Annotated in this window: 16 protein-coding genes and 1 tRNA gene; 11 read left to right on the forward strand and 6 right to left on the reverse strand. The window is 68.6% G+C overall.

Features of this window, described 5'->3' with window-relative positions; translation table 11 throughout:
* Positions 1–109: 109 nt before the first annotated feature.
* Together FFG40_RS14385 and FFG40_RS14390 are read left to right on the forward strand one after the other, a co-directional pair.
* A complete protein-coding gene (locus FFG40_RS14385; RefSeq protein WP_138803809.1) occupies positions 110–445 on the forward strand; it encodes a hypothetical protein in 336 nt (111 codons plus the stop codon).
* 594 nt (positions 446–1039) lie between these two features.
* Positions 1040–2185, forward strand: a complete 1146-nt coding sequence (locus FFG40_RS14390; RefSeq protein WP_185974198.1) for an AAA family ATPase — start codon at positions 1040–1042, stop codon at positions 2183–2185.
* A gap of 115 nt (positions 2186–2300) precedes the next feature.
* Here the strand turns inward: FFG40_RS14390 and FFG40_RS14395 are convergent, their stop codons facing one another.
* Positions 2301–3563, reverse strand: coding sequence for a hypothetical protein (locus FFG40_RS14395; RefSeq protein WP_138803811.1), 1263 nt, complete (start codon positions 3561–3563; stop codon positions 2301–2303).
* Between the two features lie 52 nt (positions 3564–3615).
* Positions 3616–3804: a hypothetical protein gene (locus FFG40_RS14400; protein ID WP_138803812.1), complete on the reverse strand. Its 189-nt coding sequence runs from the start codon at positions 3802–3804 to the stop codon at positions 3616–3618.
* 265 nt (positions 3805–4069) lie between these two features.
* Here FFG40_RS14400 and FFG40_RS14405 point away from each other — a divergent pair, with 265 nt between their 5' ends.
* Genes FFG40_RS14405 through FFG40_RS14415 form a run of 3 tightly spaced genes read left to right on the forward strand, consistent with a single transcriptional unit; the run spans position 4070 to position 5897 of the window.
* Positions 4070–4393, forward strand: coding sequence for a hypothetical protein (locus FFG40_RS14405; RefSeq protein WP_138803813.1), 324 nt, complete (start codon positions 4070–4072; stop codon positions 4391–4393).
* A complete protein-coding gene (locus FFG40_RS14410; protein ID WP_138803814.1) occupies positions 4390–4842 on the forward strand; it encodes a hypothetical protein in 453 nt (150 codons plus the stop codon). The genes FFG40_RS14405 and FFG40_RS14410 overlap by 4 nt, the downstream gene beginning before the upstream one ends.
* On the forward strand, positions 4839–5897 hold the full coding sequence (locus tag FFG40_RS14415) for a hypothetical protein (RefSeq protein WP_138803815.1): 1059 nt from the start codon (positions 4839–4841) through the stop codon (positions 5895–5897). The genes FFG40_RS14410 and FFG40_RS14415 overlap by 4 nt, the downstream gene beginning before the upstream one ends.
* Before the next feature lie 55 nt (positions 5898–5952).
* Here FFG40_RS14415 and FFG40_RS17175 read toward each other — a convergent pair whose 3' ends face one another.
* Positions 5953–6306 carry a hypothetical protein gene (locus FFG40_RS17175; protein WP_185974199.1) on the reverse strand — a complete coding sequence of 118 codons (354 nt, stop codon included), beginning with the start codon at positions 6304–6306 and terminating at the stop codon, positions 5953–5955.
* A 623-nt stretch (positions 6307–6929) separates the two neighbouring features.
* Between FFG40_RS17175 and acs the strand changes: the two genes are divergently transcribed.
* Positions 6930–8882 (forward strand): acetate--CoA ligase, encoded by a 1953-nt coding sequence (gene acs / locus FFG40_RS14425; protein WP_138803816.1) that lies wholly within the window; start codon positions 6930–6932, stop codon positions 8880–8882.
* A gap of 80 nt (positions 8883–8962) precedes the next feature.
* Here acs and FFG40_RS14430 read toward each other — a convergent pair whose 3' ends face one another.
* Positions 8963–9424: a RidA family protein gene (locus tag FFG40_RS14430; RefSeq protein ID WP_138803817.1), complete on the reverse strand. Its 462-nt coding sequence runs from the start codon at positions 9422–9424 to the stop codon at positions 8963–8965.
* A complete protein-coding gene (locus FFG40_RS14435; protein WP_017888699.1) occupies positions 9421–9579 on the reverse strand; it encodes a DUF4177 domain-containing protein in 159 nt (52 codons plus the stop codon). Before FFG40_RS14435 ends, FFG40_RS14430 begins: the two co-directional genes overlap by 4 nt.
* Before the next feature lie 50 nt (positions 9580–9629).
* Between FFG40_RS14435 and FFG40_RS14440 the strand changes: the two genes are divergently transcribed.
* From FFG40_RS14440 to FFG40_RS14460, 5 genes are all read left to right on the forward strand, one after another.
* Positions 9630–12194, forward strand: coding sequence for a transglycosylase domain-containing protein (locus FFG40_RS14440; RefSeq protein ID WP_138803818.1), 2565 nt, complete (start codon positions 9630–9632; stop codon positions 12192–12194).
* Positions 12191–13147, forward strand: coding sequence for a metallophosphoesterase (locus FFG40_RS14445; protein WP_138803819.1), 957 nt, complete (start codon positions 12191–12193; stop codon positions 13145–13147). The genes FFG40_RS14440 and FFG40_RS14445 overlap by 4 nt, the downstream gene beginning before the upstream one ends.
* 93 nt (positions 13148–13240) lie before the next feature.
* A tRNA-Pro gene (locus FFG40_RS14450) sits at positions 13241–13314 on the forward strand.
* Positions 13315–13468: 154 nt separating this feature from the next.
* A complete protein-coding gene (locus FFG40_RS14455; RefSeq protein ID WP_138803820.1) occupies positions 13469–14503 on the forward strand; it encodes a sensor histidine kinase in 1035 nt (344 codons plus the stop codon).
* Positions 14500–15117, forward strand: coding sequence for a response regulator (locus FFG40_RS14460; protein WP_138803821.1), 618 nt, complete (start codon positions 14500–14502; stop codon positions 15115–15117). Before FFG40_RS14455 ends, FFG40_RS14460 begins: the two co-directional genes overlap by 4 nt.
* Before the next feature lie 88 nt (positions 15118–15205).
* Here the strand turns inward: FFG40_RS14460 and FFG40_RS14465 are convergent, their stop codons facing one another.
* Complete coding sequence (locus FFG40_RS14465) at positions 15206–16255, reverse strand: LLM class flavin-dependent oxidoreductase (protein WP_138803822.1); 1050 nt, start codon at positions 16253–16255, stop codon at positions 15206–15208.
* Between the last annotated feature and the right edge of the window lie 14 nt (positions 16256–16269).

A 16269-nucleotide genomic window follows, 5' to 3' on the forward strand; every position in this document is an offset into this window, starting at 1 on the left:
GGCCACGCGCGACAGGGACGAGTGCCGATCGGCACAGCGCGGCAGCTTCGCAGTACGGCTCCCCCAGACCCACCCTCGGAACAGGTGGTTCTCCCAGGGAGCCATTCTCATGTCCAACCTGTGCTCATACAGGCCGTTCCTCCGCCACATCGCCGAGCCCGAGTCCGGTTCAAGCGGCGATCAGCGCCGCACCAAGCGCTACAGGACCTACGCCGGCGCCGCCGACTACTTTACCTGTGGCCCTCGGGCCGTCGAGCGCTGGGTCCGAGAAGGTTGGGTCGCCGGTTACCGCAACACAACTGGCACCATCTTCGTCGACCTCGACGAGATCGAAGCCGCCTTCGCAGCCGGGAAGATGCGCGACCCGCGCAAGCGCTACGGCTCAAAGGCACGGATCGTTCCGCTGCCGATCACCCGCGAGCCTGCCGCTGAGGACGCCAAGTGACCCGCGTCACGGCGGAGCTCGACGCCCGCGACCGTCAGGACGCTGCTCATGCTCGGGCACGCGCCCTCCCGCCCCTCACCGATGCTCAGGTCGCGCGCGTTGCTGCGCTGCTCACACTGGGGCGTGTTCCCGAGGCGACCCGATGAGCGCCAACCTCCCACCGGTCAAGAACCCGAACAGCCCTTCTCGCAAGGGCTCACCGAAGGACTGCGACGAGTGCGGACGCCGGTTCCGGCCTTGGACCAAGGGCGGCAGGTTCTGCTCCGTGCAGTGCCGCTCCGCGTCCTGGTCACGACGCATGCTGTCGCTCCGACCGCCGAAGTCCGAACCGATCGTGAGTTCGGAGCGAGCAAGGGCCATTCAGGACGAAGCACGAGCAGCGCTCGATGACCTCAGAAAGCGCCTGGACGGATGAGCCCTCGAAAGCAAGCAGCCATCTCGGTACACGAGTACCCGGCACAGGGCGAGTACGGGTGGACCGAGATTCCATCCGACGTGTGGGGACCGGATTGGCGGGAAGCCTTCGCTCCGTTGCAGTCGCGATCCGTGGAGGAAGCGCTCTTCCGCGGTCCGCTACGGCTTGGGGACGAGCCCGTGCCGAAGAACCGCGAGGACGAGTGGCGAGAACGCATCACGGGCTCCAAGAAGGCCCTACCGATCTTCGACCCGACTCAGGAACCGCCCACCCGGGCCTACATCGCAGGACTGATGAACCACGGCCGTATTCCGGCGCTCTCTGGCCCAAAGGGCGTCGGCAAGACGACGTTCGTCTGCCAACTCTGCGCGGCCCTCATCATCCGGAACAGACGGTTCCTCGGCATTTTCGAGCCCGCGGAGGTCTCAGCCGAGGAACGACGCAGAGACGTGTGGCTCATCAACTCGGAGACTCACCCGAGCGCGGTACATGAGGAACTGCAGCGCGCAGGTCTGGCCTTCGGCTATCGAGAAGGCGTGCCCTGCTACCACGACCCAGCAGTTCTCGACTGGGAGCACCAAGGAGTCTTGATCGTCGAGCACCTGCCCAGAAACGGAGGGGCGGTCTCGTTCGACCTCACCGATGACGCCAAGCGGCGACTCTGGGAGGAACGACTGATCAGCTTCGCTGCTCGGCGCGAGCCGCCGCTGACCGTGATCGCTGACGGCGTCACGGCCATGCTGGGCTCGAACACGAGCGGCTACGGAGTCTGGACGTCCGGCTTCCGACGTTTGTTGCAGGAGGCAGGTATTTCGAACGGCCTCGGAGTTCTCCACTCGCCCATGTCGGCTGTGGGCGCCGGCCGGGCACCGACACCGATGAACGGCGTCGAATCGATGGGCGAGTGGGACGGGATCTGGTACTTCGGCGCGTCATCCTTCCCGGTCTTCGCGTCCACTGGCCGAGAGTTTTACACAGCACCGCGGATGGGTGATCCGGTCGTACTCAACCACCGCATGACGATGGGTGATGACGGAATGATGCGGCTTGTGTCGAGAGACACCCAGCCAGCAGGACGAACGACCTCGAACGAGGCCGACGCGGGCCCGACCGAAACTCGCGACGAGGGTGAGGCGTGTGATCAGGACGTGCTCACGCGTCTAACGGTGGCTGGGAAGGCGGGCCTAACGGGGACCAACTTGACCGGTCACGGGCGCGAGGGCGCGCTTCGCCGTGAGGCACGGGATCGGCTCGTGGAGGCGGGCCTGATCTTCTCCATCGCCGAGGGCAGAGGCTCCCGCTGGTTCCTGTCCGAGCACCGCTGATCCCACTGAGTCCTGCGTCCTGCGTCCCGTGTCCCGTGTCCCGTGTCCTAGTGAGAGGTGAGTGTCCAGGGACACTCCCCTACTAGGGACACAGGACACCGGACACTTGCGAGGATCAATCGACCGGAGGAGTAGGCCACACCCATCGGTCGCGCGAAGCCATCAGGGTCGCCCGCACCGCCGCCGGGGTTTCCTTCCCTTCGGCCACGTCACGCCAAGCACGGAACAGATCGCGAGTGTCGATGAAGCAGCCCCCGTTCGCAGCGAGAATCGCTAGATCCGCGGAACCCGCCAGCGCCTTAGGACGAGTCGATGGGTCATGCTCCCGGAAGCTGTTCGCGATGTGCCAGAGCCCGTCCGGCTCTCGACCCGTTTCCTTGAAGTACACGAGAGCCGGCCGTCCGACGACCTGGCCTACGTCATTCGCCTTTGCACCTCTGCCGTAGCCCTTCACCTCCGCGAGCGCTGTCCAGGTGACGCCACCCTCGGCGGTGAAGCTCACTCGCAGGTCTTCGAGCTTCGATCCGGTCTTCTCGTCATGGTGATCGTCCATGTCCGCGACTTCGAAGCCGAAGCATTCGAGAGCGTGCGCCACGGCAGCTACCAGAGGCTCGCCTTGCTCCGTCAGCAGTCGAAGCGCTCCCAAGGACGCCTCCGCTTGCTGTACCTTCAGCTTCGCAACGTGCTCTGCATCTCGACGTTCAAACTCCGCGATCGCTCGCTCCCTCTCCAGGCGGAGGTCACGGAGCTGTGTGCGCACGGCAAGCACGTCTGGCGTCGCCCAGTCATCGCGCGATCGCCAATCTGGCTCAGGTGGGAACCTCTCAGGCTCAACCTCGTTCAGAAGGCGCAGCACGAGTGCCAGCCACTCCACATGATGTGAAGTTTCTCCAGGGAGTGCCCACACCAGTTCTGTCTGGTAGTCGAACAACGCGGCCCACGCTGTATTCTCGTCACCCGCTGTAACGAGTTTGGTGAAGCGAGGGGGCAACATGTGAAGCCCCTTCCGCGCGCCCGGGCCGGGGTCGTTCCTGACCACCGACCGCTCGAGGAGCCGACGAACTTCGCCCTCGGCAACATCATCAGCAACCTTGGTTTCCCTAGCAAAAAGCGGGTTCAGCCGCACCGTCTGACGCTCAACGCCGTTTTGCCGGAAGGAGCGGAAGTGGGTTGCACCAAAGGTCAGGCTGTGAATAGCTCGGCCTCGATATGGGGTGCCGGCGAACGAAACAAGCAGATCCCAGTCAGAATCGTGGATCTCCCACGGGACGGTACTCGAGGTCATCCGGAACGCGGTTCCGGCCAGCGCTGACAGCTCGGGGTAAAGATCGTCCGGCACTCCTTGGAAGAGAATGCGCGGGTGAGGGGCATCGGGCATGACATGACTGTACCGAGTAGGTAGGACAGCCTTTCGCCGTCGGACCCGACGTTCAGTAGGAAGCAATCGTTGGCGGGAACTGAGCCATGTGCCGAGAGAACGCCTGGTAGCGCTTCTCGGGGTCCCGGATCCGATCCACGGCGGCGAGGGAGCGTGCTGCCTTCGTGCTTTGGGACGGCTGGTACGAGAACGTCTGAGTGCGTGCCGTCATCGTCTGGGTGGTCTTCTGCTGCTCGCTCATGGCTGCTCCTTCGTCTCCTTCGTCGGAAAGGCAACGCCCGGTCAGGGAGCCCGACCCCAGCGCCGTGGTCGTTCCCACTGCACAGCGCCTGCGGCCGCGTTCCGCATGAAGTCGGGCACCCAGAGCGAGCGTCGCCAATCCCTGCCTACTATAGGTCGAAACCTTGCCTGCAACAGTAGTACGGTGTGACCAGACGCGGGAGGCATCTCCCCCGTCCACGGACGCCGCTGGCAGTAGGGCCGGGCCTGAGATCGAAGGCCGATCCATGCCCCCTACCAAGACCGAAGCGATGCGCATCGGGTTGGAGCTCCAGGACGAGCGCCGGACCCGAAACAGCCTCGCCCTCTCGCGCCAGCGGGTCGAGAACGCGCTAGCCCTCCCGTGCCCGCAGTGCGCTGCGCAGCCGGGCGTCTACTGCCTCCCCCGCGTGAATGGCTTCTGCCACTATCGCTACGAGAAGGGCCTGACCCTCTCGATCCCGGCTCCCGGCCCGCGCGGGCTGTCGAGCCCCGCGCTCACCCTGCCCGAGGCGAAGACCACCCCGGATCGACGCCACCCGAACCGCCACCCGGTCAGGGCTGCCCGATGAGCCCCGCCCAGCCGCGCTTCGTGCGCGTGACGCACGCCGATGCGGTCGCCTCGCAGGATGCCCAGCAGGCCTCCAAGCAGGACCACGAGGCCGCAGCCGAACGGATTCACAACGACCGCGCTCGCAAGGCGACCTTCACGGTCGTTGACCCGATTGCTCCTGCTGAGCAGCGGTGGCAGGCCGGGATCCGCGTGGATGAACGCGGCTCCGTGCGCCAGGTGTTCTCCTGCAACTGCGGCAAGCACTCGCACGGCCACGGTGAGCCGGACCACCCGGATGCCTTCGCCGCGATCATCGAGCCGACACGCTTCGAGGCCGAACCTCCCGCCTGGGCCAAGGACTACAACACCCGCGCGCAGAACGATCTGCAAGAACGGGCCGCGGCCCTCGCAGCGCGCGTCCGTGCCTCCCGCCTCCGTCCAGGCAAGACCGATCGGAGCCGTCGATGAGCCCGGCCCTCAACCCGACGCAGTGGCGGGAGTTCCTCATGAGTGGGCGCATCCAGGAGCCCGGCGATACTCCGGGACTCCCCTGCCGAGACTGCGGAACGATCGTCTTGGCGGTCGATGGCCCGACCGAACTGGTCACCGCCACCGCTCGCGAAGTCGCGTTCCCGATGCGGGGTGGCCAGCCCTTCATCCGCACCGAGGACATCGAGCCGCTTGATGTGGAGGTCTCGCAGTGCAGGCGGTGCCGCACGCGGAACCGGGCCGCGGCTGCACTCGTGGATGAGTACCCCACGCTCGCCCGCACACTCGGCGACCGCTGGTACGCCACGCTCGCCTTCGAGGCGATGCTGCTCGTGCCGGACGTCATCGGGATGGACTGGCGCTCGATCGTCCGGGGAGGCCAGAAGAGCGTCCGGACCGCGATGCACCGATTCCGCGGCCTTGGCGGCGCGGCCCGATGGTCAGCCTCGATCACTCCGACAATCCGGCATGACTTCGTGATGCCCACCGAGGCCCGCTGGGCGCACCTCAGTGCACGCCTCGTCGACTCCTTCCGCGAGGCGTACGGAGAGATGCTGGCGGACCTGACCGACGGCCCGCGGCTCGTCCCACCGCCCGAGGGAACCGAGTTCCGGACGGCCATGCGAGGCTGCCTCCTGTGCGGGGTGGGCGCAGTGTCCGCGATGCGGAAGCAGACCGAGTACGTCTGGGGCCCCCTCCGCGCCGTGGCTCCGGGACTGCTCGGCGGCAGGCGCCGGCCGGACGACCTGTACGGCTACCTCTGCCCCACCTGCGCTCGAGCGGTGGCCTCGATCGGCCCAGGGGTCGGTCCGACCGGGATGGAAAAGGCGTTGTTCGCGTTCCTCGACGTGCGCCCGCCCGAGTTGCCAGAGGGTCAGGTCCCCGAGTTCGGTCGGACGACCGTGCAGGTCGACAGTCTGCGCGCCTGGTGCGCACTGCCGCCGGGCACAGAGCCGAACGTGACACCCTGGGCGCACGTGACTGGCCTCGGAGACCTCGCCAGGGAGCTCCGGACCGTGTCAGCCGCACGATGAGCGCGAAGTCCGCTCCCGGACTGCGAAAAAATGAAACTCCCAGGTCAGAAATCTGTCAAAAAGTTGGTTTCGACTCGTCGACGTGGCGACCGCCGAGCGCGACGAGGCGGGTCGCGAGCTCGCGGGCGCGCGCTTCGGTCAGTCGCGGCTGGACGGCTTCGAGGCCGGTCCCGCGGTCGACCCACGTCCCCACGCCGCCGAGCACCAGGACGTCCGTCACGGTGGCATCGGTCACCAGGGCGGCGAGTTCCTCGAACTCGACGACCACGGCGGCCCGGCGACGCGCCGGCGGCGCGGCCCCTGGAAGGAAGGGTGCCGAGGCATGAGACGGCGACGCGGCGGACACCGAGGCCGAAGGGGACTCCGACGCCGACGCGCGGGGAGGAAGAGGAGCACGGTGCAGGGGCATGCCGCCGACGGTAGGGAGCGACCGACCGCCCCGATGAGACGGTCCCCACTTCTGTGGACAACGTCGGTATGCCCCACCAACGGACCGGTTTGTCCCCCGAAACGGAAAGCCGTACCCCGGTTGATGATGCGACACCGACGCGCTCGGGGTGACCCACCACCCCCGCTTCCCACGGCCGGACTGTGCGTAGCACCTGCTACGCGAGAACATGCAGAATGCATGCACGAGCATGGACCGGTCTGTCCACGCGACCGGCGTCCCTGCGCGGATCGGGGCACACGACGGGGCCCGACGAGCAACCGTCGCTCGAGTCGGACCCCGGGAAACAGAAGAGGCGGCACCGGTTGGGGGGAACAGGTGCCGCCTTGACATCGAGGGATTGGGGGGAATCCGATTCGATGCCGCCGGAAACGAGTCCAGCGGGAACTACTGTACCCCACGATCGGCCCTCGAGGGCAACCCCGGACACGACCTCCGGGCGTGCCGCGCCCCGACCCGGCCGAGGGGTAGTCTCCGGATGCACGCAGGCACCGGCGACGGATGCACGCACGCAACCGCCGCGGATGCACGCACGCAACCACGACGGATGCCACTAGAGGCCGCAACGACGCGAAAGGACATCGATGTCCACTCCGACCCAGACCGACCCCCGAGGCGACGACGGAGCGACCTTCGCACCGCCGCCCGAGTTCGTGGCCGACGCGGTCGCCGGCGAGGACCTCCACCACGCGGCAGCAGCCGACCGTGAGGCGTTCTGGGCCGAGCAGTCCCGCTCCCTGCTCGACTGGCGCACCCCGTTCACGCAGACCCTGGACTGGTCGGGCGCCCCGTTCGCGAAGTGGTTCGCCGACGGCACGCTCAACGTCGCCGAGAACTGCCTCGACCGACACGTCCGCGCCGGCAACGGCGACCGGGTCGCGATCCACTTCGAGGGTGCTCCCGGCGACACGCGCCGCATCACCTACGCCGAGCTGACCGCCGAGGTGCAGCGCGCCGCGAACATGCTCACCGACCTCGGTGTGGGCCAGGGCGACCGGGTGGTCGTGTACCTGCCGCTCATCCCCGAGGCCGTCGTGACGATGCTCGCCGTCGCCCGCATCGGTGCCGTGCACTCGGTCGTCTTCGGCGGGTTCAGCGCGGAGAGCCTCCGCGCCCGCATCGAGGACGCCGGCGCGAAGCTCGTCGTCACCGCGGACGGCGGGTGGCGGCGGGGTGTCGTCTCACCGCTCAAGCCCGCCGTCGACGAGGCACTGACCGGCGAGGGCACCGACACGGTGGAGCACGTCCTGGTCGTCAAGCGCGGCGGCAACGACATCGCCTGGAACGACCGCGACCTCTGGTGGCACGACGAGCTCGCCAAGGCGGCGCCGAACCACGAGGCCCCGGCGTTCCCCGCCGAGACGCCGCTCTTCATCCTGTACACCTCGGGCACGACCGGGAAGCCGAAGGGCATCGTGCACACCTCCGGTGGCTACCTGACGCAGGCGGCCTACACGCACAAGAACGTCTTCGACATGCACCCGGAGAAGGACGTCTACTGGTGCACCGCCGACATCGGCTGGATCACCGGGCACTCCTACGTCGTCTACGGCCCGCTCGCCAACGGCGTCACCCAGGTGCTCTACGAGGGCACCCCCGACGAGCCGAAGCCCGGCCGCTGGTGGGACCTCGTCGACGCCTACGGCGTGACCGTCCTGTACACCGCACCGACGGCGGTCCGCGCGGCGATGAAGGCCGGCCGCGAGATCCCCGAGGCGCGCAGCCTCGAGACCCTCCGCCTGCTCGGCAGCGTCGGCGAACCGATCAACCCCGAGGCGTGGCAGTGGTACCGGCAGGTCATCGGCCACGACCGCACGCCGATCGTCGACACGTGGTGGCAGACCGAGACCGGCGCGATCATGATCTCCGCGCTGCCCGGCGTCACGAAGCTCAAGCCCGGCGCCGCGCAGACGCCCCTGCCCGGCATCGTCGCCGAGATCGTCGACGACGACGGCAACCGCGCCGACCCGGGCGAGAGCGGCTACCTGACGATCACCGAGCCGTGGCCGTCGATGGCCCGCGGGATCTGGAACGACCCGGACCGGTTCGTCGAGACGTACTGGTCGCGGTTCCCCGGCCGCTACTTCGCCGGCGACGGCGCGCGGCTCGACGGGCAGGGCGACATCTGGGTGCAGGGACGCGTCGACGACGTCATGAACGTCTCGGGCCACCGCCTGTCGACCGCCGAGATCGAGTCCGCCCTGGTCGGCCACGAGGGCGTGGCCGAGGCGGCCGTGGTCGGTGCCGCCGACGAGACCACCGGGCAGGCCGTCGTCGCGTTCGTCATCCTGACGGCCGACGCCGCCGCCGACGTCGACCGCGACGCCGCCTCCGCGGAGCTCCGCAACTGGGTCGGCAAGCGGATCGGCGCGATCGCGAAGCCACGCCAGGTCGTCATCGTGCCGGAGCTGCCGAAGACGCGCTCCGGCAAGATCATGCGTCGGCTGCTCCGCGACGCGGCCGAGGGCCGCCGCATCGGCGACACGACGACGCTCGCCGACCCGACGATCATGGCGACCATCTCGGAACTCATGTAGTCCCGCCAGACGGAAGCAGGGCCTCCAGTCAGATCCAGACTGGAGGCCCTGCTCACGTCCTGCGTTCGACTGACGGTCCGTCAGGCGGTGAGCTCCACCACCAGCTCGACCTCGACCGGCGCGTCCAGCGGGAGCACCGCGACGCCCACCGCGCTCCGCGCGTGGACGCCGGCGTCACCGAAGACCTCGCCGACCAGGGTCGACGCCCCGTTCGCGACACCGGGCTGCCCGGTGAACGACGGGTCCGACGCGACGAAGACCGTGACCTTGACGACCCGCGCCACGCGGTCGAGCGACCCGGCGACCGACTGCACGGCGGCCAGGGCGTTCAGCGCGGCCACACGGGCCTGGGCGGCGGCGGTCTCGGCGTCGACGGCGGTGCCGACCTTGCCGGTCACGGGCAGGGCGCCGTCGACGAACGGCAGCTGGCCGGCCGTGTAGACGTACTGTCCCGTCACGACGGCGGGCACGTACGCGGCGACGGGCGCGGCGACCGCGGGGATCGTCAGGCCGAGCGCGGCGAGCCGGTCGGAGACGCTCATGCGTCGGCCTTGGGGCGCTTCAGGTAGGCGACGAGACCGCCCTCGGGTCCGGTGACGATCTGGACCAGCTCCCAGCCCTCGTCCCCGTAGTTGTTGAGGATCGCGGTGGTGTTGTGGATCATCAGCGGCGTGGTGAAGTACTCCCAGCGAGTCATGCGGTTCCTTGCCAGCCTTTCAGTCGGGGGTGTCGTTTAGGCTGCATCCTATGTCTGCCCAGAAGACGTCTGCATCGCGGACCAAGCCCGTCTCAGCAGTCGGCGCCTTCATCGGATTCGTCGGGTTCAGTGCCCTCGCCGGCCTGCTCGTCACGATCGGCGTCACGCCGGCCATCGCGGTCGCCGGTGTCACGACGACGTCCACGATCGGGGTGTTCGAGTCCCTGCCGGAGTACATCGAGATCGGTGACCTCCCCCAGCGCAACGAGCTGTACGCGTACTCGGGCGGCAAGTCGACGCACTTCGCGACGGTCTACGACCAGAACCGCCAAGAGCTGAAGTTCGACCAGATCAGCGACCAGCTGAAGAACGCCGCGATCGACGGCGAGGACAAGCGCTTCTACGACCACGGCGGCGTCGACATGACCTCCCTGGTGCGTGCCGGTGTGGGCAGCATCGCCGGTGGCCTGGGCGAATCCGGTGGCGGGTCGACGCTCACGATGCAGCTCGTCCGCAACATCAAGATGCAGCAGGCACTCGAGCTCCCCACGAAGAAGGAGCAGGTCAAGGCCTACAACGAGGCCGTCGAGCAGACCATCCCCCGCAAGCTCGAGGAGATGAAGCTCGCGATCGGCCTGGCGAAGAAGTACTCCAAGAAGGAGATCCTCACCGCCTACCTGAACATCGCCTACTTCGGCGACCAGACGTACGGCGTGCAGGCGGCGGCGCAGCACTACTACAACAAGAGCGCCACCGACCTGACCCCGGCCGAGGCCGCGTCGCTCATCGCGATCGTGCAGTACCCCGAGGCGCGCAACCTGTCGAACCCGAAGAAGTACGAGGCCAATGTCGCCCGACGCGACGTCGTGCTCCGTTCCATGTACGACCAGAAGAACCTCACCGAGGCCGAGTACCGCACGGCCCGCCAGTCGAAGCCGGCGGACTACGTGCACCTGACCGAGCCCTCGCAGGGCTGCCGTGCCTCGGTCGGTGACGGTTCGCAGTTCTTCTGCGACTACGCGGTCAAGGTCGTCAAGGAGATGTCGCAGCTCGGCTCGTCGCAGAAGGCCCGCGACACCGCCTGGCGCAACGGCGGCTACAAGATCCAGACGACGCTGAACATCAACCTGAACGCCGAGCAGAAGCGCCTCGTCAACACGTACGACAACAAGGCCGAGACCAACCTCGCCCTCGGTGCGACGCTCAACTCCATCGAAGCCGGCTCCGGACGCATCATCACGATGGCGCAGAACAAGGACTACGACCAGTCCCTCAAGTCCGCGCCGACGTCGACGAGCATCAACTACAGCGTCGACTACAAGTACGGCAACTCCGGCGGTTTCCAGACGGGATCGACGTACAAGCTCTTCACGCTGCTCGCCTGGCTGCAGGCCGGACACGGTCTCAACGAGGTCGTGAGCGGTGCGCCGCGGAACATGTCGACCGGCTGGACCGCGTGCGGGCAGCCCGTCTACGCGGGCGACTACAACCCCAAGAACGACAGCCCGGGTGAGAGCGGCAACTACACCGTCGCAGCAGCGACTGCCGGATCCATCAACCTGGCGTTCCTGAACATGGCGCAGAAGCTCGACCTCTGTGACATCCGGGACACCGCCGAGTCGCTCGGTGTGCACCGCGCGGACGGCGGCGAGCTGCAGTACAACCCGTCGGCTGTCCTCGGGACGAACGACATCGCGCCCATGACGATGGCGGCCGCCTACGCAGCCGTGTCCAACAACGGCATCTACTGCAAGCCGATCGCCATCGACGAGATCACCTCGCCGTCCGGCAAGAAGCTCGGCGGCCAGACGAAGGACTGCAAGCAGGCCATCGACCCCGAGGTCGCGCACGCAGCCGTCTACGCGATGAAGGGCACCATCACGAGCGGTACCGCGCGTGGCGCCCAGACCCCGGACGGCACGCAGCTCTTCGCGAAGACGGGCACGACGGACACCGCGAACCAGATCTGGCTCGTGGGTGCGAGCTCGCGCGTCGCGACCGCCTACTGGCAGGGCAACACGGACGGCAAGCTGAACAACCTCCGTCACTACAGCAACGGGGTGAACGGCACGTACGCCGGTGTCCGTGCCGACGTCTGGAGGCAGGCGATGACCCCGATCAACGCCACGTACCCGGCCGGCGCGTTCACCGACCCGAACAGCTCGGCGCTGCGCGGCAACGCCAAGGCGCTGCCGAACCTGCAGGGCAAGACCGCAGACGAGGCCCGTGCGGCCATCTCCGGCGCCGGGTTCACCTACGTCGACGGCGGTGCCCGACCCGGCCCCGGCAACCCCGGTTCCGTGACCTCGACGTCCCCGGCGGCCGGTGCACTCCTGTCCTCGGGTTCGAGCGTCACCGTCTACACGTCGGACGGCACCCAGGCGACGGTTCCGGAGATCGGCGGCGACTCCCTCGGGGATGCCCGCTCGGCCCTGAACGACGCTGGCTTCACGAACGTCAGCCTCACCGAGGACTACGCCAAGGGCGGCGGTGACAAGACCTGCAAGGTCGCCGCGGTCGACCCGGCGATCAGTGCCACGGCGAACAAGGGCGACCAGGTGCGGATCAAGCTGTACGGCGACAAGAACGGCAAGGCGCCCAAGGACTGCAAGTGACCCGCGGGCGCGCGGCACTCGGGGTCCTCGCAGCCGGTGCGGCCGTCGGAGTTGCCTCGGCAGCCTGGGGTTCGCTCGTCGAACGCCGTCGCTTCGGGATCCGGTGGGAGACCGTCCCGGTGCTCCCGCCGGGTTCCCGTGACGTCACGGTCCTGCACCTGTCCGACATCCACATGGCCCCGTGGCAAGCCGACAAGCAGCAGTGGCTGCGCGACCTGAGCCTGGTCGAACCGGACTTCATCGTGAACACCGGGGACAACCTCGGCCACGCGACCGCGAACGCCGCCGTGGAGTACGCGCTCGAGCCGTTCCGCGGGGTGCCCGGCGTCTTCGCCTACGGGTCGAACGACTTCTTCGGGCCGTCCCCGCGCAACCCGCTCAAGTACTTCTCCGGGCCGAGCCGGATGCACAAGGCCGCGGAGCCCGTCGGGCTCGACATCGATCGGCAGACGGCGTTCTTCGAGTCGCTCGGCTGGCTGGACCTCAACGACCAGGCGCACGCGATCGAACTCCGCGGCTCCCGCTTCGAGCTGTTCGGCACCTCGGACGCGCACCGCGACTGGGACCGCCTCGACCTGCTGCCCACCAACGTCGACGAGATGCGCAGTGACGTGCCGTGGTCCGAGGACGAGGACGGCCCCGCGCCGGTCGCGATCGGTGTCACGCACGCCCCCTACCGTCGCGTGCTCGATGCCTTCGTGACCCAGGGCGCCGACGTCATCTTCGCCGGGCACACCCACGGCGGTCAGGTGGCGGTCCCCGGGGTCGGTGCGCTCGTCACGAACAGCGACCTCCCCCGCCGGTACGCCAGCGGGCTGCACAAGTGGGAGCACCGCAACCACTGGTCGTGGCTCGAGGTCTCCGCGGGTCTCGGCACCTCGATCTACGCCCCCGTCCGGTTCGCCTGCCGGCCCGAGGCCGTCGTGGTCACCCTCACCGCACGGGCTTCCTGAGCCGACGCGCCCGGGAGTTCGCCGGATGGTCGTGAGCACCCTGGATCATCGGATAGTATTGTCGGGTTGCTCCGGTACGGAGTGATCACACCGCGGGGTGTGGCGCAGCTTGGTAGCGCGCCTCGTTCGGGACGAGGAGGTCGCAGGTTCAAATCCTGTCACCCCGACACTGTGTTGAGACAGTACGAAGAAGGCCCTGGTTCTCCGGAACCAGGGCCTTCTGCTTTCCGGTACAGCTCGTCTGTCCGATGGGTCGCACGACCCACTCGGTCCGTTCGTCCCCCGCTGTGAACACCACCTCCCGCTACGCTCGCAAGCGCCATGCAGAACGACCATCCCCTCGCCGCCGTGCTCACCACGATCGCCGCGGAGTTCCCCGACATCGCGGACGACCCGGTGCTCGCGAAGAACCTGACGGAGAACGTCACGTCGATGATCGCCGAGGCCCACGAGCGCTACGCGGCGGGGGCCGACGGCAGCGTCGTGAGCCACACGTTCCTCGACCCCGAGCACCTGGCGACCGGCAGTCTGCACGCCGAGCACGCCCAGCACCCGGCCGGCGCCATGCTCGCGGCGGAGATGCTCTTCGACGCCTACCTGCCGGTCTTCGTCGACGAGGTCGGCGCGGAGTCCACTGCCGAGGTCCTGCGTGCCACCAGAGCCCTGCACGCCGGCATCTGGAGCCGGTTCCCGGCCGGGGCGGTCGCGTACACGGAGGCACTGCGCCAGCGCGTCACCACGGCACACCTGGACTCCCGCACGCAGATCGCGCGAGACCTGCACGACCGCGTGGCACACGGGATCCTCGCCGGGTTGCAGCGCCTCGACCTCGTCCTGCTGACGGACCCGCCCTCGGACGAGCGTGCCGCGCAGCTCGACGACGCGGCACGGTTGCTCCGGAGTGCGCTCGGCGACGTGCAGGACCTCGCGGTGAGCCTGCACGCCCGCGTCGGTGACGCACTGCTGGACGACGCGCTCCGTCGGCACGTGCACGACCTGTTCCCCGACGACGACCACCTGTCCATCGAGTCGACGGGCACCTCCGGTCCACTGCCGAACTGGCAGGCGGAGGAAGCGCTGACGATCCTGCTCGAGGCGCTCACGAACCGCAGCAAGCACGCCCCGGGGTCGACGACCTCGGTGCACTTCGCGTGGTCCCCCGCTGCCGTGGTGGTGACGGTGACCGACGACGGCCCGGGCTTCGACGTGCAGCGCGACGCCGACGGTCGCCTCGGGCAGCAGACGATGCGCGAGCGCGCCGCGGTGATCGGCGCACGGCTCGACGTCGAGAGCACCCGCGGCAGCCGACAGCACGGCACCACCGTCCGCCTGAGGATCCCGAGGGGCACCCTGTGACCGTCACCCACGTCGCCATCGTCGACGACCACCGGCTGTTCCGTGAAGGGCTCGCCACCATCCTGGCTGCGGTCCCCACGATCCGCGTCGTCGCACACGGCGAGCGACCGGCCGAGGTGCTCGACTCCCCCGAGGCCGCCGCGGTCGACGTCCTGTTGCTCGACGTCGAACTGGACGGTCCTCCGGCACGGACGACGATCGCCACGATCCGCCGCACCCGCCCGGACATCCGGGTGGTGGTGCTCACGATGCACCGCGACGCGGTCCTCCGCCGCACCCTGCTCGACGCCGGTGCGGTCGACTTCGTCACGAAGGACACCCCGAGCCGCGAACTCGTCGACCGGATCGCGCGTGCGGCACATGCCGATGCGGCTCCGGTCACGTTCCCCGTCGACCTGGTCACGGAGGCCCGTGCCGGCTCACCGCTGAGCGACCGCGAGCTCGAGGTCCTGCGACTCATCGCCGCCGCACGCAGCAACGCCGAGATCGCCGCCGACCTGCAGCTCGCGATCGGCACCGTCAAGCGGCACGTCTACAACGTGTTCCGCAAGCTCGACGTCGGCTCCCGCGTCGGTGCCGTCGCCGCGGCCACGCGCCTGGGCTTGCTCACCTGAGCCTCCGCGGAACTCCGTGAGCAGCAATGGTCGGGTGCCCAGTGGACACCCGACCATTCCTGCTCACGAAGCGAACGAACTCGACTGACTAGCCGACGGACGCAGCAGCCGCACCCGCGGGCAGGAGCTTGCCGGCGGCGTGCAGCCCGGCCACGACGTCGAGCGCCTGGTGCCGGTACCGCGCCTGCGCAGCACCGGGCGACACGATCACGCCGTTCGCGCCGGTCGACGCCACGAGCGCGTTGATCTTCTCGGCGACCTGCTCGGCGTTGCCGTAGGCCTGACGTTCGGTGCGGGCCGCGATAAACCGACGCTCGAGGTCGTTGAACTCGTACGCACGCGCCTCGTCAATCGACACCGGCTCGGGCTTCCGGCCCGAGCGCATCCGGATGAACGAGATCATGCCCGGGGCGCTCTGCTCGTCGATGACGGCGGGGTCCTCGTCGGTGACGACCTGCACCCCGATCAGCGCGTTCGGCGTCTGGCGGAAGCGCGACGGACGGAACGAGTCGCGGTACAGGGCGAGCGCGGCCTCGGTGTTGTCCGACGCGAAGTGGTGGGCGAACGCGAACGAGATGCCGAGCGCACCGGCGACCTGGGCGCTGTAGCCGGAGGACCCGAGCAGCCAGAACTCCGGCACGTCGCCGTAGCCCGGCACGGCGCGGATGCCGGCCAGCGGGTTCTCCGCGCCCATGCCGGTGAAGAACCCGATCAGGTCGGCCAGACGGTCCGGGAAGTCGTCGACGTCGAGTCGGTCCGTGCGACGGAGGGCCATCGCCGTGGCGCCGTCGGTGCCGGGAGCGCGCCCGAGCCCGAGGTCGACCCGGTCGCCGTACAGGGCGCGGAGCGTGCCGAACTGCTCGGTGACGACGAGGGGCGCGTGGTTCGGCAGCATGACGCCGCCCGAACCGATGCGGATGGTCGAGGTGGCCGCACCCACGGCGCTCAGCAGCACCGCCGGGGCCGAGGACGTGATCCCAGGCATCCCGTGGTGCTCGGCGACCCAGAACCGCTCGTACCCGAGCTGCTCGGCGTGCACGGCCATGTCGATGGACCCCTGCAGGGCCTCGGTGTTGGACTGGCCGTACTCGCGGGTGGCCAGGTCGAGGACGGACAGGTGCAGGGTGTCGTCGGTCATGTGGTCACCAACGC

Origin of the sequence: Curtobacterium sp. KBS0715 (assembly GCF_005938005.2) — a bacterium.
In the GTDB taxonomy this organism is placed as follows: Bacteria; Actinomycetota; Actinomycetes; order Actinomycetales; family Microbacteriaceae; genus Curtobacterium; species Curtobacterium flaccumfaciens.